General features: G+C 59.8%; 17 protein-coding genes and 1 pseudogene. 7 read left to right on the forward strand and 11 right to left on the reverse strand.

The window, feature by feature from the left end; genetic code table 11:
- Position 1 precedes the first annotated feature (1 nt).
- The 4 genes from ACQ4OB_RS12745 to ACQ4OB_RS12760 all read right to left on the reverse strand — a co-directional run bounded on the left by ACQ4OB_RS12745 (position 2) and on the right by ACQ4OB_RS12760 (position 6,384).
- On the reverse strand, positions 2–1,066 hold the full coding sequence (locus ACQ4OB_RS12745) for an imelysin family protein (protein WP_430955777.1): 1,065 nt from the start codon (positions 1,064–1,066) through the stop codon (positions 2–4).
- 26 nt (positions 1,067–1,092) lie between these two features.
- A complete protein-coding gene (locus ACQ4OB_RS12750) occupies positions 1,093–2,520 on the reverse strand; it encodes a di-heme oxidoredictase family protein (protein WP_074874058.1) in 1,428 nt (475 codons plus the stop codon).
- Between the two features lie 269 nt (positions 2,521–2,789).
- Positions 2,790–4,124, reverse strand: a complete 1,335-nt coding sequence (locus ACQ4OB_RS12755) for an imelysin family protein (RefSeq protein ID WP_074874059.1) — start codon at positions 4,122–4,124, stop codon at positions 2,790–2,792.
- Positions 4,125–4,332: 208 nt separating this feature from the next.
- Positions 4,333–6,384 carry a putative bifunctional diguanylate cyclase/phosphodiesterase gene (locus tag ACQ4OB_RS12760; protein WP_074874060.1) on the reverse strand — a complete coding sequence of 684 codons (2,052 nt, stop codon included), beginning with the start codon at positions 6,382–6,384 and terminating at the stop codon, positions 4,333–4,335.
- Positions 6,385–7,087: 703 nt separating this feature from the next.
- Between ACQ4OB_RS12760 and ACQ4OB_RS12765 the strand changes: the two genes are divergently transcribed.
- Complete coding sequence (locus ACQ4OB_RS12765; RefSeq protein ID WP_102615651.1) at positions 7,088–7,354, forward strand: DUF6124 family protein; 267 nt, start codon at positions 7,088–7,090, stop codon at positions 7,352–7,354.
- Between the two features lie 285 nt (positions 7,355–7,639).
- Here the strand turns inward: ACQ4OB_RS12765 and ACQ4OB_RS12770 are convergent, their stop codons facing one another.
- From ACQ4OB_RS12770 to ACQ4OB_RS12780, 3 genes are all read right to left on the reverse strand, one after another.
- Entirely contained in the window at positions 7,640–8,236 is a 597-nt protein-coding gene (locus tag ACQ4OB_RS12770; protein ID WP_076028450.1) for a superoxide dismutase, read from the reverse strand.
- A 440-nt stretch (positions 8,237–8,676) separates the two neighbouring features.
- Positions 8,677–9,279 (reverse strand): LysE/ArgO family amino acid transporter, encoded by a 603-nt coding sequence (locus tag ACQ4OB_RS12775; protein ID WP_074874063.1) that lies wholly within the window; start codon positions 9,277–9,279, stop codon positions 8,677–8,679.
- 5 nt (positions 9,280–9,284) lie between these two features.
- On the reverse strand, positions 9,285–9,686 hold the full coding sequence (locus tag ACQ4OB_RS12780) for an ACT domain-containing protein (protein WP_076028449.1): 402 nt from the start codon (positions 9,684–9,686) through the stop codon (positions 9,285–9,287).
- A 96-nt stretch (positions 9,687–9,782) separates the two neighbouring features.
- Between ACQ4OB_RS12780 and ACQ4OB_RS12785 the strand changes: the two genes are divergently transcribed.
- The 4 genes and pseudogenes from ACQ4OB_RS12785 to ACQ4OB_RS12800 all read left to right on the forward strand — a co-directional run bounded on the left by ACQ4OB_RS12785 (position 9,783) and on the right by ACQ4OB_RS12800 (position 13,826).
- A complete protein-coding gene (locus ACQ4OB_RS12785; protein WP_102615632.1) occupies positions 9,783–10,676 on the forward strand; it encodes a LysR family transcriptional regulator ArgP in 894 nt (297 codons plus the stop codon).
- Positions 10,677–10,743: 67 nt separating this feature from the next.
- The gene (locus ACQ4OB_RS12790) at positions 10,744–11,736 is read left to right on the forward strand and encodes an NAD-dependent epimerase/dehydratase family protein (RefSeq protein ID WP_430955778.1); all 993 of its coding nucleotides are present in this window, start codon (positions 10,744–10,746) and stop codon (positions 11,734–11,736) included.
- Between the two features lie 118 nt (positions 11,737–11,854).
- Positions 11,855–12,721 carry an ATPase gene (locus ACQ4OB_RS12795; protein WP_074874067.1) on the forward strand — a complete coding sequence of 289 codons (867 nt, stop codon included), beginning with the start codon at positions 11,855–11,857 and terminating at the stop codon, positions 12,719–12,721.
- Positions 12,722–12,978: 257 nt separating this feature from the next.
- Positions 12,979–13,826, forward strand: a pseudogene (locus ACQ4OB_RS12800) (cache domain-containing protein).
- 46 nt (positions 13,827–13,872) lie between these two features.
- Here the strand turns inward: ACQ4OB_RS12800 and ACQ4OB_RS12805 are convergent.
- Together ACQ4OB_RS12805 and pobA are read right to left on the reverse strand one after the other, a co-directional pair.
- Complete coding sequence (locus ACQ4OB_RS12805) at positions 13,873–15,390, reverse strand: MDR family MFS transporter (protein WP_430955779.1); 1,518 nt, start codon at positions 15,388–15,390, stop codon at positions 13,873–13,875.
- Between the two features lie 80 nt (positions 15,391–15,470).
- Positions 15,471–16,664, reverse strand: coding sequence for a 4-hydroxybenzoate 3-monooxygenase (gene pobA, locus ACQ4OB_RS12810; protein WP_430955780.1), 1,194 nt, complete (start codon positions 16,662–16,664; stop codon positions 15,471–15,473).
- A gap of 178 nt (positions 16,665–16,842) precedes the next feature.
- On the opposite strand from pobA, the gene ACQ4OB_RS12815 reads away from it, so the two are divergent.
- Positions 16,843–17,739: a helix-turn-helix domain-containing protein gene (locus tag ACQ4OB_RS12815; RefSeq protein WP_074874071.1), complete on the forward strand. Its 897-nt coding sequence runs from the start codon at positions 16,843–16,845 to the stop codon at positions 17,737–17,739.
- 22 nt (positions 17,740–17,761) lie between these two features.
- Here the strand turns inward: ACQ4OB_RS12815 and ACQ4OB_RS12820 are convergent, their stop codons facing one another.
- Both ACQ4OB_RS12820 and ACQ4OB_RS12825 read right to left on the reverse strand, forming a co-directional pair.
- Positions 17,762–17,938 (reverse strand): hypothetical protein, encoded by a 177-nt coding sequence (locus ACQ4OB_RS12820; RefSeq protein WP_162842850.1) that lies wholly within the window; start codon positions 17,936–17,938, stop codon positions 17,762–17,764.
- Positions 17,939–18,183: 245 nt separating this feature from the next.
- A complete protein-coding gene (locus ACQ4OB_RS12825; protein ID WP_074874073.1) occupies positions 18,184–19,089 on the reverse strand; it encodes a LysR family transcriptional regulator in 906 nt (301 codons plus the stop codon).
- 114 nt (positions 19,090–19,203) lie between these two features.
- Between ACQ4OB_RS12825 and ACQ4OB_RS12830 the strand changes: the two genes are divergently transcribed.
- Positions 19,204–20,085, forward strand: coding sequence for an MBL fold metallo-hydrolase (locus ACQ4OB_RS12830; protein WP_430955781.1), 882 nt, complete (start codon positions 19,204–19,206; stop codon positions 20,083–20,085).
- Positions 20,086–20,133 lie beyond the last annotated feature (48 nt).

A 20,133-nucleotide genomic window follows, 5' to 3' on the forward strand; every position in this document is an offset into this window, starting at 1 on the left:
ATCAGTCACCGTCGTTGGCGTTGAAGCCCAGCTGGATGCCCAGCGCCTTGGCCAGTTCGCCTTCGTGCAGGCGGTGGACGGCGTTGAGGCTGTCGTAGATGTCGTTGAGTTGCTGGCGACCGGCATCGTCGTTGAGCATCTCGGTCAGCGAGCGCTGGTTGCTGGCGAACAGTTTCAGGGACGCGGCGTAAGCGGCGTCGATCTTGTCGGCCAATGGTTTCTGCTCGTTCGGCAACAGACCGCGCAGGCCTTTGTTGTCGACGCCTTCCCACACCGTTTTGGCGGCGGCGAGGCTGGCTTCCAAGCCGCTCAGGGACGACTGGCTGCGCCATGCATCGGCCTGGAACGGTTGCGGCACCCCCTTGGTCTGACGGCCCATCGGCGTGCCGAGTTTTTTCTTCAGGCTGTCGAGGGCGGTGACTTGCACACGCAGCAGATCGGCGATGGCTTCGTGGGAATCGGCGTAACGCTGGTTCGGGAATTTGCTCATCTGCGCGAGCATGCCGTCGGTGTTGTTCCAGCTCTTCAGGATTTCTTCGGCCAGTTGTTTCTGCCGCTCGCCAATCGCGATCAGCAGTGGGCAGTACTTGGCTTTCTGTTCAGCGTTGGCCACATCAGGCTTGCTGTCGAACAGGATGTATTCGTAGGCGGAAAGGCCTTGAACCACAACGCTCGATTTGGCCAGGGCGGCGGCGTCGATCTGCGGCTGTGCGCTGACCAGTTGCTCGACCTGACGGCCGACGAGGTTTTTCTTGTCCGGCCAGAACTGTACCTGCCAGGCGCGATTGCCTTCGGCCAGCGGACCGATCAGCAACGGTTGCAGCTCGGCCCAGGCTTTCTGTGCATGCAGGAAGTCGGCGCGGGCGGTGTCGAGGTTTTCCTTGCCTTCGCAGTAGGCCAGGGCGCTGACGGCCAATTGGCGGTCGGCTTCAACCCAGCGCGTGTAGGTCGGCAGGATCACCGACTTGGCGATGGCGGCTGACGTAACGGCCTGCGGATCCTGCGGCGAACAGGCGCCCAAGGCGAGCGCGGCGAGGCTGGTGAACAACAATTTGGGACGAAACATGTCGGGCTCCCGCTATGGAATACGTATTAAAGGGAATTCAAGAACGCCAGCAACGCAGCGCGCTGCTCGGCATTGAAAGACAACACCTGTTGCTGCGCCGCTGTGGCTTCGCCGCCATGCCAAAGCACGGCTTCGAGCAGATTGCGGGCGCGGCCATCGTGCAGAAACCGGGTGTGGCCACTGACCGCTTGCGTCAGGCCGATGCCCCACAACGGCGGGGTGCGCCAGTCGCGGCCACTGGCCTGGAATTCGCTTCGGTGGTCGGCCAGGCCGTCGCCCATGTCATGCAGCAGCAGGTCGCTGTAAGGGCGAATCACTTGATTGGCCAGTTCAGGTTCTGCGGCATTGGCGGCAGTGGTGTATTTCGGCGTGTGGCAGGACTGGCATCCGGCCTGGAAAAACAGAGTTTTGCCGGCCAGCACCTCGGGGGCGCTGACATCACGGCGGGCCGGGACGGCGAGGTTACGGCTGTAGAACAGCACCAGACGCAGGATGTTGTCGCTGACTTCCGGCTCGCCATCGGCGCCATTGCCGTTGGGCGCCTGCTTGCAAGCGGTTTGCGCGTCGGTGCAGTCATCGACGGGGCGCAGACGGGTTGTGAGGCCCATATCGCCGGAGAACGCATGAACGTTCTGTTGATTAAGGTTGGGTTGGCCGGCCTTCCAGCCGAATCGCCCGAGAACGGTTTTTTGTTGCGCGTCATCCCAGACGCGGTTCGGGCGTCCGGCGATCCCGTTTTTGTCTTTTGCCTGAGCCTCGGCGTTGGCCAGGATCGCCTCGTCGGGGATCGCTTCGAGCAGGCCCAGGCCAATCATCGGCGGTGCGACCCTGGCCGAGAAACGCGTGTCAGGGTGCATCGGGCCGTAGCCGAGCTGGGTGATCTGCAACGTCGGCTTGCGCAACTCGACTTCGGTGCCGTCCTTGAAGCGAACCGGAACGGGCGTGTAATCGACGCGCACTTTGCCTTCCGGCACGACACCCGGCACGGACATGTCCTGCAATTGTCCGCCGTAGACCGGCTCCGGGACTACACCGAGTTGCTCGATCACTTTGGCATACGCTGGCGTATCGGGAATCGACAGGCGAACCAGCATCGACACGGCGTTCTGTGCATCAGGCGTGGGCGGATGACCGCGGCCGTCCTTGATGTGGCAGTTCTGGCAAGCGTTGGTGTTGAACAGCGGGCCAAGGCCATCCCGGGCGGTGGTGGTCGACGGGGCGATCACCCAGGGATTTCGGAAAAAGCTGTTGCCGACACTGAAATCCACGCGCCGTGACGGCGGCAGGTTGGCGGACGGCAGGGAAAATGCGTTCTGATCGGTCTTGCGCACGGTTGCGCTGCCACCGGACCGGGCTTCACCGGGTTCGGCCTCGGTAAAACGCGGGACGTCATCGCAGGCACTCAGGCCCAGGGCCAGCAACAGTGCGGACAAGCGAAGAGGCAGCGAGGGCATCAGACATCCTGCAAGACGAGCAAAACAAGGGCGCAAAGTCTAACAGGGCAGGGGAGATTGAATAAGAGGAATTATCGTTTGGTTGATGTAGCGCACTGATCGTTCCCACGCTCTGCGTGGGAATGCCTCAACGGACGCTCCGCGTTCGGCTCTGGATGGGACGCGGAGCGTCCCGGGCTGCATTCCCACGCAGAGCGTGGGAACGATCGGCACTCAAAAATCAGGTATGAAAAAGGCGACCCGAGGGTCGCCTTTTTATTCAGCGTTGATCAGAACTCGTGATCAGCATTGTCCGGGTTCAGGTCACTGATGCCCAGTTTGCCTGCCGCGGCTTCGATCGAACCGGTCTGCTTGACCAGGGAAGCGATAGCGTCACGGACGATCTGGTTGCCAGCGGTGTTGCCGGCGGCGATCAACTGATCGTAGTGCTCACCCTTGTTGGCGTGATCGACAATGACCTGCATCTTGGCTTCGGTCGCAGCCAGGTCGGCTTTCAGCGCGGTGTCGGCAGCCGGGTCAGCCTTGGCTACCAGGGACGACAGGCTGGCGCCAGTCATTTTGGTGCCGTCGACGCGGGTGTATTCGCCCAGGTACACGTTACGAATGCCTTTGGCATCGTAGAACTGCGAATTGTGGGTGTTGTCGCTGAAGCAGTCGTGTTCGTCTTCCGGCGAGTTGGCTTCCAGGGAAACCTTCATGCGCTCGCCCGCCAGTTCGCCCAGGGACAGGCTGCCCATGCCGAACAGCATTTTGCGCAGGCCGGATTCAGCTGGCTCGGCTTCCAGGGTGGCGCGGTAGTTGTCGGCCACTTTAGGCTTCCAGTTACCGACCATTTCTTCCAGGTCGCTGACCAGCAGTTGGGTCACGGACTTCAGGTAAGCGCGGCGACGATCGTTATGCCCGCCGGTTGCGCCTTTGCCTTCCAGGTAGTCGGAAGCTGGACGGTTGCCAGCGCCAGGGCCGGTGCCGTTCAGGTCCTGGCCCCAGAGCAGGAATTCGATGGCGTGGTAGCCGGTGGCAACGTTGGCCTCGGAACCGCCGAGCTCGTTCAGGCTCGCGAGTTTTGCCGGGGTAATGTCTTTCACGTCGATCTTGTCTTCGCCGACCTGAACCTGGGTGTTGGCGATGATGTTGGCCGTGGCGCCCGGGTTACCCAGTGCGTGCTCGTAGGATTTGTCGACGTAGTCGATCAGGCCTTCGTCCAGTGGCCAGGCGTTCACCTGACCTTCCCAGTCGTCGATGATGGTATTGCCGAAGCGGAACACTTCGCTCTGCAGGTAAGGAACGCGGGCAGCGATCCAGGCAGCCTTGGCCGCTTTCAGGGTGTCGGCGTTCGGCTTGGCGAGGAAGGCGTCGACGGCGGATTGCAGGGTTTTCGCGGTAGATTCGGCATCGCTGTAGACGGCGAAGACGATGTCGGCGTAATGCGCGACAACGGCTTTGGCGGCGGCTTCGTCGACTTTGCTGACAGCGGCGGGTGCAACAGCCGGGGCCGTGGTGCTGGCGGCCGGCGCAGCGACAGCTTTGTCTTTGCCTTCGCCACAACCGGCGAGGGAAATAGCGATGGCCAACAGACTGGCGGTAGCCAGAGGCATACGAATCATGGCGAACATCCTGCTTCGAGAGGGGGTTGAAGGCGCAGCAAACGCGCAAAACTGCGACATAATGCAAATCTTTCGCATTATCTGTAAAGGGTTGTACCTGGAAATATTTCTTATTCAGGGGGGAGTTGTGTCGTGGATCAAGAGAACGCAGCCTCGTTTCACTCGACAGCTGCTACAGAGTGAAACGAGGCTGCGTTCTTTTGATCTTCTACAAAATAGCCGCGTTACTGCGCTGGGCCTGTTTCAGATATGCACTCAATTCCCGCGCCGGCAGCGGCTTGCTATAGAGATAGCCCTGACCTTCGTGACAGCCCTCGGAAATGATGTAGGCCTCTTGCTCGGGGGTTTCCACGCCCTCGGCAATCACCTGCATGCCCAGGCTCTTGCCCAACTGGATGATGGCCCGAACGATGGTCGCGTCGTCGTCGTCATCGAGCAGGTCCTGAACGAAGCTCTTGTCGATCTTGATCTTGTCCAGCGGCAGGCTTTTCAGATAGCTCAATGACGAATAACCGGTGCCGAAATCGTCGATCGCGATCAGCGCACCGGAGCGGCGCAGGCTCAGCAGATGCTGGGCGGCCGTGCTGATGTCTTCCATCAGGCCGGTTTCGGTGACTTCCAGCTCCAGGCTGCGCGGTGGCAGGCGATACATCTGCAGCAGGTTGTTGACCACCCGTGGCAACTCGGCGTGGTGCAGCTGCACCGTGGACAGATTCACCGCCATGCGCAGGTCGACGAAACCCTGGTCATGCCAGTCGCGCAGTTGCTTGCACGCCTGATCCAGCACCCATTCGCCGATGGCGATGATGGTGCCGTTTTGCTCGGCCAAAGGGATGAACAAGTCCGGTGGAACCAGCCCGTGCTCGGGATGCTGCCAGCGAATCAGCGCCTCGACACCCACCACCCGGTGATCGCGATAGCTGATCTGCGGCTGGTAGACGAGGTAGAACTGGCCACGGACCAAGGCGTCGCGCAGGTCTTTTTCCAGCTCGCGACGGCGGCGCATCTCGGTGTCGACGCTGGCGATATAGAACTGATAACGGTTGCGTGAGCGAGTCTTGGCCAGGGTCATGGTCTGCTCGGCTTTTTGCAGCAGTTTCTCGGTGCTGTCACCGTCCTCGGGGAACAGGGTGATGCCGATGGTGGCGCGCAGGCGAATCTCCTGATGATCGAGGGCAAATGCCGCTTCCAGGTCATCGAGAATGCTTTGGGCCAGTTCGGCCGCTTCGTAGGGTTGTTCGATGTCGGCCTGAACCAGGGCGAACTGGTCGCCGCCGAGGCGGGCGAGGGCGCCAAGGCGTCCGCTGTGCGCTCGCAGCCGATCGGCCAGGGCCAGCAGCAGTTGGTCGCCGGTCTGGTAGCTGAATTGTTCGTTGATGCCCTTGAAGTCGTCCAGGCCAACCACCAATACCGCGACGCGACGCTGCAACTTGCCGGCGTCTACCAGGATTTTGTCCAGTTGCTGCTGTAGTTGCTGGCGGTTCGGCAGACCAGTGAGGAAGTCGTACTGGGCCATGCGAAGCAGGCTGTTTTCCGCTTCGTGACGCAAATGGGTGTTGCGCTCGATGGACTCGAGCAACTGGTTGGCGGTGTTGATCCAGATCCCCAATTCGTTCTTTTCATGCCCCTTGAGCAGCGGGATCTTGTGTTCGCTGGGGCGATCCGGATTGATTTCCGTGAGGTGTTCGATGATCCGCGACAGCGGCTTGGTCAGCAGCCAGTGATAGACCAGGTACAGCACCAGCCCCATGGCCATCGCACGCAACACGCCGGAGATGAAGATGATCACCGAATTGACGATGAAGCCCTGGCCATAGGTGGCGGTGTCGAGGGTGATGTTCAAGTCGCCGTAATACTCGCTGTAAGGACCGCGACCCACCAGTTGAGTGGTGAAGGTGCGTTCCTTGCCGAGGATCAGGTCGGTCAGCCAGCGACTGTCGGAGTGCTGCAGCTCGCGAGACTTTTGCGCGAGCATGGCTTCGTTGGGATGGCCGATGGAGGCCTTGCGCACAGCGTCGTCCTGAAACAGGCCTTCGATCACTTGCATACCCATTTCCCGGTCCAGGCTGTAGACGGCCTGTGTCGAGGGGTCGCGGAACATGTCGAGGATGCGCTGGGCATCGCTGGCCACGGCCTGGCGCGTTTTGTAGGCATCGAAAACGATCTGCGCGCAGCTCAAGACCACGCCTACGATCAATGCCGAAAGGAGCACGACCCGGAGCAACTTCACCGACAAGCTGTTCTTGAGTTCCAGCTTCAAAGAGTCATTCCTTGTTCCGTGCGGGTAGCGTCAAGTTGCCATGAGTATTGGCAATCCGGTGATGGCAGTCAAAGGGACAATCAATCCCATGGGGTTTTGTTTGTAGCTTGGCTGAAATGCTGTGGTTAGGAGTGTTTGGCTATTCGTACTGTGTCGGTTGTCGGGGGCTTCAACTTGAGGGGGCTCGGGACATATTTTCCGTTTGGTTGATGTTAGACGGCTGTGGCGTTGGGGCAAGGGGCTGAAGTCTGGTTTCATTGTGGGAAATCGGCCTGGTTTTTGCGGATGTGCCTGTTGAGTGGTGAGGAGCGAAAGGCGTACGCCGATCCCCCTGTGGGAGCGGGCTTGCTCGCGATGGCGGCCGCACAGGCAACGGATGCGTCCGTTTAAATAACGGTAAAAAACCAGACCTTTCCCACGAGGTTTTCAGGTTGCCCGTAGGAAGCGGGTTCAATAACCTTTTGGCTGTCGCTGAAAACTCAGCGATCGGGTGTGAGAACTCGGCAAGTCATAGTCATCCAGCGTCAGTATCCGCATAATTGCCGCCAGTTTATTTGCTGCATATGCGTTATGGCGGCTGTGTGCGGGCAGACTTCGGTCTGGCCGGGTGTCTATGACCGGTTTCTCACCTCGCACATAGCTGCCACCTCTTCGTCGCGTGAGAAACGGCGAGGGAATGGCACCCCACGTCATAGGCATTCCCTTGGATAAGTTAATCCCCGATCCCCCCTTCAACACCACCCAATCCAATAATCCCAGAACCATCTTCATGATCGCCCCCGACATGGACACCGAATCCCTCCTGGCCCACGCCTGTGAGTCATTGGCCTCGGCAAGTGTTCTGGCCAGCGATTTCGCCACCAACCTGAGCGGCTCCCAGCGCAGTACAGCGTTGGCCATTGCGCAGATCGTCATGTTGGCGGACTTAGCCGTTAATCGGGCTTTGGATATCGTCGACCCCCAGGACTAGGCGTTCAGTCAGTTCTACCGCGTCATCGTTCATCGCGAGCAGGCTCGCTCCCACAGTGGATTGGGGGTTCTCGTAAGCCCCCGTCGCCCCCTGTGGGAGTGAGCCTGCTCGCGATGATGGCGGCACAGTCAACATTGATGCTGCCGGACGGACCGCTATCGTGAGCCTGCTTGCGAAGGCGGCCGGACAATCGATACATTCTTCATGGATGTACCCGCTTTCTGGACTTTCCACCGCCCATAAAAAAACCCGACCTAAGCCGGGTTTTTTTGACTGGCGTCGATCTTAAGCGGTGAAGGTTTTGCCTTCGAACTGCTCAGCCACGAATTTCCAGTTGACCAGGTTCCAGAACGCTTCGACGTATTTTGGACGAAGGTTGCGGTAGTCGATGTAGTAAGCGTGTTCCCAGACGTCGCAGGTCAGCAGCGGGGTATCGCCGTTGGTCAGCGGGTTGCCGGCGCCGATGGTGCTGGCCAGGGCCAGGGAACCGTCAGCCTTCTTCACCAGCCAGCCCCAGCCGGAACCGAAGGTGCCGATGGAAGTCTTGCTGAATTCTTCCTTGAACTTGTCGAACGAACCGAAGGCTGCGTTGATCGCGTCGCTCAATGCGCCGGTTGGTTGACCGCCGGCGTTTGGTGCCAGGCAGTTCCAGTAGAAAGTGTGGTTCCAGACTTGAGCGGCGTTGTTGAAGATGCCACCCGAGGAAGATTTGACGATTTCTTCCAGAGTCTTGCCTTCGAACTCGGTGCCTGGCACCAGGTTGTTCAGGTTCACGACATAGGTGTTGTGGTGCTTGTCGTGGTGGTATTCCAGAGTTTCCTTGGAAATGTGCGGCTGCAGGGCATCGTGTGCGTAAGGCAGCGGCGGCAATTCGAAAGCCATGATGATTCTCCTAATCAGGTCAGTTGCGGTGAGCGCAAGGCCGATCACGGGCGGCCAGACAAGCGCCGGGGAGTTTGTACTCTTTGCGGCGCATCGGACCGGATCATAGCACCGGGGGGGCGGCATAACCACGCAACAACTGTGTGGGATAGAGGTTCAAGGGGATGCCCTCACTAAATGACGGATCGCGTTGGAACTGTGATCGTGCCAGGCAAGGCGCGGGACGAAGAGGATGCTTTTTGCCTCTTCAAGTCCCGCAACGCCGCATGGCACGATCACAGCTCCAACCCGAAGGGCCGTCGCCCCGCAAAGCGCAATCCGTCGTTGTTCGTCGCTCATTTGGACCACCAAACCTCGCTCCTCACGCCTAGTCTTGCGCTTTGCGGGGCGGCGGCGCGACCGTCATTTAGTGAGGGCATCCCCTTAGCCTTTTGGAATAATCAGGAGGCGACGATTAATTGAAAGGCTACTGTGAACATCATCACCGCCACCAACAGATCAAGGATTCGCCAGGTACTTGGCCGCGCTAGCCACGGCGCCAGCCACGCCGCGCCGAGCGCCAAGGTGAAAAACCACAGCAACGACGCACTGGCCGCGCCGACGACATAAGCGCCGGGCTCGGTTTGTTGGGCGCCGAGAGAGCCAATCAACAGCACGGTATCCAGATAAACGTGCGGGTTGAGCAGCGTTACGGCCAACGCACTGAGCATCACCGCGCGCAGGGAGCGCACGGTCTGGTTTTCACCTTGTTGCAGGCTCTGTTTCGAGCAGGCTCGACGCAACGCCAGGCTGCCATACCAAATCAGAAACACCGCGCCACCCCAGCGGGCGACTGCCAGCAACGTCGGGTTCTGCGCCAGCACCGTCGCCAGGCCGAATACGCCGGCAGCGACCAATAATGCATCGCAGGTCACGCAGAGCGCCGCCACGGGCAGGTGATGTTCACGCCTAAGGCTCTGGGCCAACACAAACGCATTTTGAGTACCGATCGCCATGATCAGCCCCGCGGCCACTAACAGGCCGTTCACATAGCTTTGCCACATATTTTTTACTCCGCGTTGGCTGCCAGGTCTCGCAGCACTTGCATGGCGCGTTCGGCATCGGCCTGACCGACGAACAGGTGATCGTGGTAATAGCCGGCGATCACGTTGCAACTGATGCCGGCTCGGCCTAATGCGGTGGCGAATGCGGCGGTCAGGCCGACGGCTTCGAGGGCCGAATGCACGTTCAAGGTGATCCAGGCCGCGACGTAATCGAAACTGAAACCGGCCTTCTCGGCGTGGGAACGTTCGAGAATCACCGTCAGACCTTCCTGCTCGCGGAAGCTGCCGACGATCTCCAGGCCTGCCGGCAGCTTGCCGTCGCGCAGGGTGCAGAACACGTATTCGCCGGCGTTGAGTTGCGGGCTCATGCTGCGCAGCAAAGTTGCCAATGAAGTTTCGCCAGCCATGTCGATGATCCTTGTTGAAGAGTTGTTGCTGGCCATTCTCGGGTGTCAGGCTGTATAAGAAAAACCAATCATGCTGATCGCTCATTAGGAAAACTGATGTTCGACTATAAATTGCTTTCTGCCTTGGCCGCGGTGGTCGAGCAGGCCGGGTTCGAACGTGCGGCTCAGGTGCTCGGCTTGTCGCAATCGGCGATCTCCCAGCGCATCAAATTGCTTGAGGCTCGGGTCGGCCAACCAGTGCTGGTGCGGGTGACACCGCCGGCCCCGACCGAAATCGGCCGACGGCTGCTCAACCATGTACAGCAGGTGCGTTTGCTTGAACGGGACCTTCAAACACTGGTGCCGGCACTCGACGAAGAAGGTCTGCCGGAACGTCTGCGCATCGCCTTGAATGCCGACAGCCTCGCCACGTGGTGGGCCGCAGCCGTCAGTGATTTCTGCGCCGAGCAACACCTGTTGCTGGATCTGGTCGTCGAAGACCAGACGGTGGGCCTCAAACGCATGCGCGCTGGCGAAGTGGCCGCGTGCATCTGCGCCAGCGAGCGTCCGGTGGCGGGTGCGCGTAGCGTGTTATTGGGCGCCATGCGCTACCGTGCGTTGGCCAGTCCGGCATTTATCGCCCGGCATTTTCCTGAAGGCGTGCGCGCCGATCTGTTGTCGAAAACCCCCGCGTTGGTGTTTGGCCCGGACGATTTCCTACAGCATCGCTACCTCGCGTCCGTCGGCGTCGATGGCGGATTCGAACACCATCTATGCCCCTCGTCCGAAGGCTTCATCCGTCTCACGGAAGCGGGACTCGGTTGGGGCCTGGTGCCTGAACTGCAGGTGCGCGAGCAACTGGAACGCGGCGTATTGGTAGAGCTGTTGCCTGATAAGCCGATCGATGTGCCGTTGTACTGGCATCATTGGCGCAATGGCGGTCAGTTGCTGGGGTTGCTCACCGATCAGTTGGTGCGCTCGTCGAAGCAATGGCTGGTGCCGTTGGACTGACGGCCAGCGTCAAGACCTCACGCCTTACGCATATGCAAAACGCAAAACGAAATATTCGGAGCAATTCATGAAGATTCTGGTTACCGGCGCAAGCGGCTTCATCGGCGGGCGCTTTGCGCGTTTTGCCCTGGAGCAGGGCCTGGACGTGCGGGTCAACGGTCGCCGGGCCGAAAGTGTGGAGCATCTGGTGCGCCGTGGCGCCGAGTTCATCCAGGGCGACTTGGGCGACCCGGAACTGGCACGCGATCTGTGCTCAGACGTCGAAGCCGTGGTGCATTGCGCCGGTGCGGTCGGTTTGTGGGGGCGTTATCAGGACTTTCATCAAGGCAACGTGCAGGTTACCGAAAACGTGGTCGAGGCCTGTCTGAAACAGCGGGTTCGGCGACTGGTGCACTTGTCCTCGCCGTCGATCTACTTCGATGGCCGTGATCACTTGGGGCTGACTGAAGAACAGGTACCCAAGCGTTTCAAGCATCCCTACGCCGCGACCAAATACCTGGCCGAGCAAAAGGTTTTCGGCGCTCAGGAGTTCGGCCTCGAAACTCTGGCCTTGCGCCCGCGATTCGTGACCGGGGCTGGTGACATGAGCATCTTTCCGCGGTTGCTGAAAATGCAGCGCAAAGGACGTCTCGCGATTATCGGCAACGGCCTGAACAAGGTTGATTTCACCAGCGTGCAAAACCTCAATGAAGCGTTGCTCAGCAGTTTGCTGGCCAGCGGTTCGGCGTTGGGCAAGGCCTACAACATCAGCAACGGCGCGCCGGTGCCGTTGTGGGACGTGGTCAATTACGTGATGCGCAAGATGGATGTCCCACAGGTCACGCGCTACCGTTCCTACGGTTTGGCCTACACCGTTGCAGCGCTCAACGAGGGCGTGTGCAAGTTGTGGCCGGGCCGCCCCGAACCGACCCTGTCGCGCCTGGGCATGCAGGTGATGAACAAAAATTTCACCCTGGACATCAGCCGCGCCCGGCATTATCTGGACTACGATCCCAAAGTCAGTCTCTGGACCGCCCTCGATGAATTCTGCGGCTGGTGGAAGGCCCAGGACATCCGCTGACGCCCGGGTTGGCGCGGCAACACTGAACCGAGTTCCGGGTTGAAGGTCAATCGATGCGGCCGTGGGGGTTATACTGCGCCGCATCAAGCCATCACCGCGTTCCACAAAGGTTGACTCAATGTCCATGCGTAACGATGCCAACGACGACTTCGATATACCGAGCCTGCGTGCCGACAGCCTCGACGACGATGATTTTCCGACCACCGCTCGCACCTCCGTGCATTCGCGTACCACGCCCGTGGTCAAAGTCAAAAGCCCGAGCACTGGCCCGCTGTGGGCGCTGGTCGGCGCCTTGTTCTTTGCGTTTGCAGGCCTGGCCTGGTGGAGCTTTCAGCAGCTCTCGCTGATGGAACAGCAATTGGTGGCGACCCAGGAAAGTTTCGCGCGTATCAGCGAGGACGCGGCGGGGCGCTTGCAGGACATTTCCGGCAAGGTTGTCGCCAGTCAGACCAACGTCACCAGCGACAGCGAAGCCTTGAAGCTGCAAATCAAGCAGCTGGAAAGCAAGCTCCAGGATCAAGGCAAACAGCAGCAGGGCGTTGTCGGCCAGGCTTCGGAGCTGGACAAGCGTCTGGCGCAGATGAGTGCACAGACCACCGAACTGGATAAGCGCCTGGCGCAGATAACCGAGCAAGGCACTGAACAACAGACCGCCACTATTCAATTGCAGGCGCAGGTCAAGGTCTTGAATAGCGATGTCGCCGTGCTGAAAGCCAACCCGGCGGACACCGACAAATTCGACGCGCAACTTAAAAGCCTTGGCTCGGACATCGTTGCCCTGAAGAAACAAGGCAACCCGAGCGCCGCCATCGAGCGCCTGGAGCAGGAAGTCATTATCCTCAAAAGCCAACAGGACAATCGCCCGGCCGGCGGAAGCAATACTGCCGAATTCGACGCTTTCCGTAGCCAGGTCACCCGCACCATCAACTCCCTTCAGGCGCAGATCCAGAATCTGCAGCAACAGCTGCGCGCCCGGGGGCAATAGTCCGGATGCTGAACACCCGTGGCGAGGTGTGCTCTTTGTGGCGAGGGAGCTTGCTCCCGCTGGGTGGCGAAGCCGCCCCAAATCCCTTCGCTGCGGTCCTTCAGATAATCCGCGGTGCCCGATTTGCGACTGCTTCGCAGCCGAGCGGGAGCAAGCTCCCTCGCCACAAAAGCCCTTCGCCACTGTTTCCTGAATATTCGTACATATCCCCAAGCCGTCTACGCTCTTGAAACACCAACAAGAACGAGGGATGCGCAATGGGTTTCTTGCATAGGTTGGCCTTGCTGGGCGTGATGCTTTTGCTGTGCCTGGGCCAGGTTCAAGCCGCCGGCACGGAACAGGACGACAGCCAGGCTGCCAAAGCCTTGCTGGAAAAAGCCCTGGCGTACTATCACGACAATGGCGACAAAGCCTTCGCTGCGTTCAGCCGTCAGGGCGAGTTTGTCGACAAGGATCGTTATGTATTCGTGGTCGACACTAAAGGCGTGATGCTTGCCAGCGGCGGACCTTCTTCGGCGTTGATTGGCCGTGATGTGTCCGATGTGCTCGGGCCGGAATTGCAGAAGGCCTTCAAAGACGCTTTGAAAGTGCCGGAAGGCAATGGCATCCAGCAGGCCGAATACCGCTGGCAGAACTGGTCCGATGGCAAGGTCGAACGCAAGCATGTGTTCTACCAGCGCGTCGGTCAGCGGATCCTGGCGGTCGGTTACTACTTGCCACGGGCCTCAGCGGAACAGGCAATGGCGTTGCTGAACAAAGCGGCGGCCGATCTGGCCAAGGACGAGAAGGGCACGCTCACGGCCATCAATTCCCTAAAGGGCGGTTACTTGCAGGATGACCTGTACGTCTTCGTCGTCGACCTGGATAACCAGCGTTATGTCGCCCATGGCACCAACCTGCGGTTGATCAACACCGATTTCAGCAAGATCAAGGATCCGGAAGGCAAACCGGTTGGGGAGCCGATCCTGGCGCTGATGGCCAGGCAGGACAACGGCGAATACGAATACCGCTGGAAAACCCGGTGACTGGCAAGGTCGAGGACAAGCATGCCTACCTGAAAAAGGTCGGGCATTTTCTGGTGGCTGTCGGGTATTACAGCCCTTGAACATGATCGTTCCCACGCAGAGCGTGGGAACGATCAGTCGGCGGGGTTATCGGACTTTATCTTCGCGCCCCCGCAATAGCATGTTCGGCATGGCAACCGCCGCCGCCAGCCCCAGCAGCGACACTGCCGCACTGACCATCAGCAAATGCCGGAACGTCAGCAACAGCTCAGCACGCAAGGCGTTCTGCGCATCCCCCGGCGCGGCGTTCAAGCCATCGAGCAAGACGTTCCCCGAACTGCCCTCGGCAATCATCGAAGAACCGGCCAGGTGGGCGAAACTTGAGTCCTGCAACAACGCCAGCAGCAGTGCCGACATCAACGCCACACCCACCGCGCCGCCCAGTGAGCGGAACAGGTTGGTGGTGCTGGTAGCGACACCGATATCCCGCTGTTGCACCGCGTTCTGCGTACCGACCAGGGATGTCGGAAACTGCATGCCGCTAGCGATTCCGCTGAGCAACATGAACAGACTACTGAGCACAAAGGCCTGGGGAGGGCTGAACGCCATACCGAGAATCGAGATCGGCATGAGCAGGGCGCCGGTCAGGATCATGGGCTTGTAGCGCCCGGTCACCGAAGTTCGGCGGCCGGCGAAATACGCGCCAATCGGCAAACCCATCGCCAGCGGCAACAGGTGCAGTGCGGCGCTGTCGGCCCCGGCGCCGGTCACGCTCTGGAAGCGCAGCGGCATCAACACAATCAGCGAGATCGCCTGGAAACTGGTGAAGAAGATCGTGCACCAGCACAGGATCGCATTGCGGTTGGCGAACAAATGCATGGGCAACAGCGGCTCCCGCGCCCGGCGTTCATGCCAGACGAACAGCGCCAATACCAACACTGCACAACCGAGCAGGCCCAGCACTTCGGCGCTGCGCCACGAATGGCCTTGGCCGACCTGGGTGATGCCCAGCAACAAGGCGGTCAAGCCGATGATCATCAGCACCGTACCGAAGTAATCGATGATCGGTTTGCGCTGCGGCACTGGCAAACCCACCAACGTGCGATTGGCCACCAGCCAGGCACCAAGGCCCAGCGGCAGGTTGATCAAGAACACCCAGCGCCATGACAAGTACTCGGTCATGTAACCGCCGAGTACCGGGCCGGCCACGCTGGCCACGGCGTACATGCTGCTGAAATAGCCTTGGTAGCGGCCGCGCTCCCGGGGCGGCACGATGTCGCCAATGATCGCCTGGCTGACCGAAATCATCCCGCCAGCACCGATGCCTTGAACAATCCGCGCCAGCACCAGTTGCTCCATGCTCTGGGCCATGCCGCAGAAAAATGAAGCGACCGTGAACAACCCCATGCCAAACAGCATCAATGTGCGGCGACCGTACAGATCGCCCAGTTTGCCGTAGATCGGCACGGCCACCGTCATCGCCACCATGTAGCCGGAAATCACCCAGGCCAGCAGGCTGACGTCCTTGAATTGTGCGGAAATGGCCGGCATCGACACGGCGACGATGGTCTGGTCCAGCGCGCCCAGAAAGATTGCCAGCATCAGGGCGATCAACACGCTGCGAATGGCCGGTTTGGGCGTTTCAGGCTGGTTGAGATTGGTCACGGGTTGGAACCTGCGGACGGTGATTGACCCGCAAGGAGCAAGGCGAGCGGGGATGCTCGCCAGTGTAAATCGGTAGCAGGCTATTCGATAGCCTCGTATGGAAGGCCGACGTAATTTTCTGCAATGGTTTTTCGACCGGCCTCGGAGTCGACGAAGTACCCCAGTTCCGACTCGGCAATCCGCTGGCTGAAGGCGTCGTTATCGTCAAAGCGGTGCAGCATCGAGGTCATCCACCAGGAAAACCGTTCGGCTTTCCACACCCGGCGCAGGCAAACCTCGGAGTATTTCTCCAGCAAATCCACACGGCCTTCCCGGTAAACCTTCAGCAGAATATTGAACAGCGTACTGACGTCGCTGGCCGCCAGGTTCAGGCCCTTGGCGCCGGTGGGCGGGACGATGTGCGCGGCGTCGCCGACCAGAAACATCCGCCCGTACTGCATCGGTTCGACGACAAAACTGCGTAACGGCGCGATGCTTTTTTCGATGGAAGGCCCCGTAACCAGGTTGTCAGCCAATGCTTCAGGCAAGCGGGATTTGAGTTCATCCCAGAAGCGCTGATCAGACCAGTTCTCGACCTGCTCGTCGGCCGGCACCTGGAGGTAATAGCGCGTGCGGGTGGCCGAACGCATGCTGCACAGGGCAAAACCGCGCTCATGCCGGGCGTAAACCAGCTCTTCATGCACGGGTGGGGTATCAGCGAGGATGCCGAGCCAGCCAAACGGATAGACCCGCTCGAACACGTTCAGGCACTCGGCAGGAATCGACTGCCGGGCCACGCCATGGAAACCGTCGCAGCCGGCGATGTAGTCACAATCGAGTCGATACAGCTCGCCGTCCTTCTCAAAAGTCACGAACGGCTCTGCGGTTTTCATCCCGTGAGGAACGACGTTGCTTGCCTTGTAAATCGTCTGCGCACCGGCCTCCCGACGAGCGGCCATCAGGTCGCGGGTGACCTCGGTCTGACCGTAGATCATCACCGTTTTGCCACCGGTCAGGGCTTGCAGATCGATGTGTACCCGGCGCCCGTCGAGGGCCAGTTCGAAGCCTCCATGGACCAGCCCTTCGGCGTCCATGCGCTGACCCACGCCGGCTTGGCGCAACAGCTCTGCCATGCCTTGTTCGAGGACGCCGGCACGGATTCGTCCGAGCACATAGTCCGGGCTCTGGCGTTCGAGAATCAGGGTGTCGATGCCGGCGTTGTGCAGCAATTGGCCGAGCAATAAACCGGACGGACCGGCGCCGATGATGGCGATTTGGGTTTTCAGCATTTTCATTGTTTTTATGACTCGCAAGCTTCACGCGACCAAGGCCGGTGAATTATTTTTATGGATCGAGTGCTTGCATTTTTCTCTTGCGGGTCTGTCAATTGAAGGGGAAAACTGAGCCGATACCTGTACATTCTGCCAATCGGTGCGATTATCGCCCGTCTACCCTGAGGCCTGGATTGAAGTGATGAACAAGCCTGACCTACCTTCGATTCCAGTGTTCAAGCTCTACGGTGAAAGCCTGGATTGGCCGACCCCGGACTTGCTGCACTGTGAAACCATTTCCAAACGCAGCCGCGAACACCAATGGGAAATCAAACCCCATCGCCACGCCGACTTGTGCCAGTTGCTCTTCGTATTCAAAGGTCAGGCAGAGCTTGAAATCGAAGGCAAACGTACGCAACTGACCGAGCCGGCGATCCTGGTTTTGCCGCCGTTATCGGTGCATGGCTATCGGTTTTCCGAGGACGTCGAAGGGTTTGTCGTGACCCTTGCCGCGCCGCTGGTTGCTCATCTTCAGGCGCAATTGGGTAACTCGGTGAACGCACTGGCCCAGGCCGAAAGCTATCCGGCGGGCGAGCAAGGCGAATACCTCAACAGCCTGTTTTCAGCGCTGCAAGACGAATACACCGGCCACCAGCCGGCTCGCGAAATGCTCATGCATTCGCTGGTCAGCGTGATCATGGTGTGGGTCAGCCGCCAAGTGATTTCCCGCCGCAACGCCAGCCAGCGTCCGCAGCGTGCCCGGGAATACCTCAACGGTTTTATCCAACTGGTGGAAGAGACCTATCGCCAGCACGTCAAGGTCGAGGACCTGGCGCATCGGCTGGGGATTTCCGTGTCTCACCTCAACGGCACCTGCCGTGAGCTGGCGGGACAACCGGCGTTGCAGATCATGCACGAACGTCAGTTGCTGGAGGCCAAGCGTTTGCTGACCTACACCAGCATGACCATTTATGAAATGTCCGACGTATTGGGGTTCTCTGATCCGACCAACTTCACGCGCCTGTTCCGGCGTCGAGTGGGGATCTCGCCCAAGGCATTTCGCGACCGCTTGAAGGCCGATCAGGACAACGGGGCCTGATCCCCTCGCCACAGCGTGTTCGTTACCGGAGGGCGTTGAGGGTCGCGTTGTGGGGAATGCAGCGTTCGAAGTTGCAGCTTGCGTATTCACGGGGCTGTTGTCGCAACTGCTCGACGCGCCAAGCCGCGGTGCCATACAGCGCGAGCGTGGCCGCGCAGGTGATGAAAATCGCGAGGTATCTTCTTGTTTTGATGTTCATGGCGTTGACCTCTGAACGAATACCCTTCGGTACTACTTTGAGCATAGGTCAGCGCCAGTGAGTTGCCAGCAACGCGGTCTCCCTGATCGTTCCCACGCTCCGCGTGGGAATGCAGCCCGGGACGCTCCGCGTCCCTTTCGAGAGCTGGAACGCGGAGCGTCCCTTGAGGCATTCCCACGCGGAGCGTGGGAACGATCAACCCTCTGTGGGAGCGAGCCTGCTCGCTCCCACATTTTTCGATCCGGTTACAGGCCGATATCCCACTCCGGCTCTTCGGGGAATCTGAGCACCAGAAAGTCCAGCATGCTGCGCAACGCCGCCGGCATGTGCTTGCGTGAGGCATACACCGCGTAAACGTTCATTTGCCGGGGTTCGGCATGGGGCAGCAGGCGGATCAGTTCGCCGCTGTGGATATGCACGCCGGCCTGATAACTGGGGAGCATCGCCACGCCAGCACCGGCCATCGCGGCGCGCAACAACGTACTGGCTTCGTTGGCGCTGATGTTGCCCTGTACCGGCACTGAGACTTGCTCACCGTCCTCCTCGAAGTGCCAGAGGCTTTTGCCGAAGTAGGAATGGGTCAGGCAGTTGTGCTGGCTCAGATCCTCGACCCGCAGCGGTGTCGGGTGTTCGAGCAAATAGGCAGGGGAGGCGCAGATCACCGAACGGCAGACCGTCAGCCGTCGCGCGATCAGGTTCGGGTCCAGGTCATTGCTGGTACGGATGGCCAGATCGATACGCTCATCCACCAGGTTTACCGTGCGGTCGAGCATCTGCAGGTCGATGCTGACGCCGGGATAACGTTTGACGTAAGCGGCCATGGCATCCGCCAGTTGTGCCTGGCCGAACGAAGTGCTGACACTGATCCGCAACATCCCGCGCGGTGCCTCGTCCGGTTCGCTGACGGCGGCCTGCATGTCCGTGGACAAATCGAGCATCTGCCGACATCGAGGCAGGATTTCACTGCCAGCGGCGGTCAGGCTCAATTTGCGCGTGGTGCGGTGCATCAGGCGTGCGCCGACCCAATCTTCCAGCTCCGCCAGATAGCGCGAAACCACCGGCCTAGACAGGTCCAGGTGATCGGCGGCGGCCGACTGGCTGCCCAGGTCAACCACCGTGATGAACACCCGCATTGCTTGTAGACGATCCATGATTTGCCCGCTTTCAGAAACAAACTATGTTCCAGCATCGCATTTTTTGTACTGAGTCATGCAACTAAGCTCTGTCCCATCGCCAAACACGGCATTCGGACAACGGAGCAACAGATGATCGGCTTCACCTCGCTTAAACGTATTTTGCTGGCCACCGCCACCTTCGGTTTCGCCGTCCACGCAGCGGCAGCCTCAACCCTGACCCTGGACGTCTACAACCCGGGCGACAAGGCGATCTTCCCGGTGACCTCGGTGTTGGTCAGTGGCGAGAAAGACGCGATTTTGGTGGATGCGCAATTTGGCAAATCCCAGGCCGAGCAAGTGGTCGAAAAGATCCGCGCCAGCGGCAAGCAATTGACCACCATCTACATCAGCCACGGTGACCCGGATTACTACTTCGGCCTCGATACCCTGACTGCCGCATTCCCCAACGCCAAAGTGCTCGCCTCGCAGCCGACCGTGGACCACATCCAGAACACCGTCGACGGCAAACTGGCGTTCTGGGGGCCGAAAATGGGCGCCGATGTACCGGCCAAAACCATCGTGCCGGAGGTACTCAAGGGCGACAGCCTGATGCTCGAAGGGCAGAAATTGCAGGTGGTGGGGCTGGACGGCAAGCAGCCGGATCGCAGCTTCGTGTGGATTCCGTCGATCAAGGCTGTGGTCGGTGGTGTCGTCGTCGCAGAAAACATTCACGTGTGGATGGCCGACACCCAGACGCCGCAGTCCCACGCCGATTGGCTGACCACGCTGCACGCCATTGAAACCCTGAAACCGAAAACTATCGTGCCGGGTCATTACCTCGGTGAGAGCGCCCGTTCGCTGGCCGCCGTGCAGTTCACCGCCGATTACATCAAGGCCTTCGACGAAGAAACCGCCAAGGCCAAAGACGCTGCTGCGCTGATCGCCGCGATGAAAAAACGCTACCCGACGCTGGGTGAAGAAAGCTCTCTTGAACTGAGCGCGAAAGTCGCCAAGGGCGAGATGAAGTGGTAACCCGATTCACTCACACTCATTGATCGTTCCCACGCTCTGCGTGGGAAT

Origin of the sequence: Pseudomonas sp. ES4 (genome assembly GCF_050586665.1) — a bacterium.
In the GTDB taxonomy this organism is placed as follows: domain Bacteria; phylum Pseudomonadota; class Gammaproteobacteria; order Pseudomonadales; family Pseudomonadaceae; genus Aquipseudomonas; species Aquipseudomonas frederiksbergensis.

Coding starts and splice junctions, on each gene's coding strand:
- ACQ4OB_RS12745 (WP_430955777.1), bottom strand. CDS start 1,066: ATGTTTCGTCCCAAATTGTTGTTCACCAGCCTCGCCGCGCTCGCCTTG.
- ACQ4OB_RS12750 (WP_074874058.1), bottom strand. CDS start 2,520: ATGCCCTCGCTGCCTCTTCGCTTGTCCGCACTGTTGCTGGCCCTGGGC.
- ACQ4OB_RS12755 (WP_074874059.1), bottom strand. CDS start 4,124: ATGATTCGTATGCCTCTGGCTACCGCCAGTCTGTTGGCCATCGCTATT.
- ACQ4OB_RS12770 (WP_076028450.1), bottom strand. CDS start 8,236: ATGGCTTTCGAATTGCCGCCGCTGCCTTACGCACACGATGCCCTGCAG.
- ACQ4OB_RS12775 (WP_074874063.1), bottom strand. CDS start 9,279: ATGTGGCAAAGCTATGTGAACGGCCTGTTAGTGGCCGCGGGGCTGATC.
- ACQ4OB_RS12780 (WP_076028449.1), bottom strand. CDS start 9,686: ATGGCTGGCGAAACTTCATTGGCAACTTTGCTGCGCAGCATGAGCCCG.
- ACQ4OB_RS12785 (WP_102615632.1), top strand. CDS start 9,783: ATGTTCGACTATAAATTGCTTTCTGCCTTGGCCGCGGTGGTCGAGCAG.
- ACQ4OB_RS12790 (WP_430955778.1), top strand. CDS start 10,744: ATGAAGATTCTGGTTACCGGCGCAAGCGGCTTCATCGGCGGGCGCTTT.
- ACQ4OB_RS12795 (WP_074874067.1), top strand. CDS start 11,855: ATGTCCATGCGTAACGATGCCAACGACGACTTCGATATACCGAGCCTG.
- pobA (WP_430955780.1), bottom strand. CDS start 16,664: ATGAAAATGCTGAAAACCCAAATCGCCATCATCGGCGCCGGTCCGTCC.
- ACQ4OB_RS12815 (WP_074874071.1), top strand. CDS start 16,843: ATGAACAAGCCTGACCTACCTTCGATTCCAGTGTTCAAGCTCTACGGT.
- ACQ4OB_RS12820 (WP_162842850.1), bottom strand. CDS start 17,938: ATGAACATCAAAACAAGAAGATACCTCGCGATTTTCATCACCTGCGCG.
- ACQ4OB_RS12825 (WP_074874073.1), bottom strand. CDS start 19,089: ATGGATCGTCTACAAGCAATGCGGGTGTTCATCACGGTGGTTGACCTG.
- ACQ4OB_RS12830 (WP_430955781.1), top strand. CDS start 19,204: ATGATCGGCTTCACCTCGCTTAAACGTATTTTGCTGGCCACCGCCACC.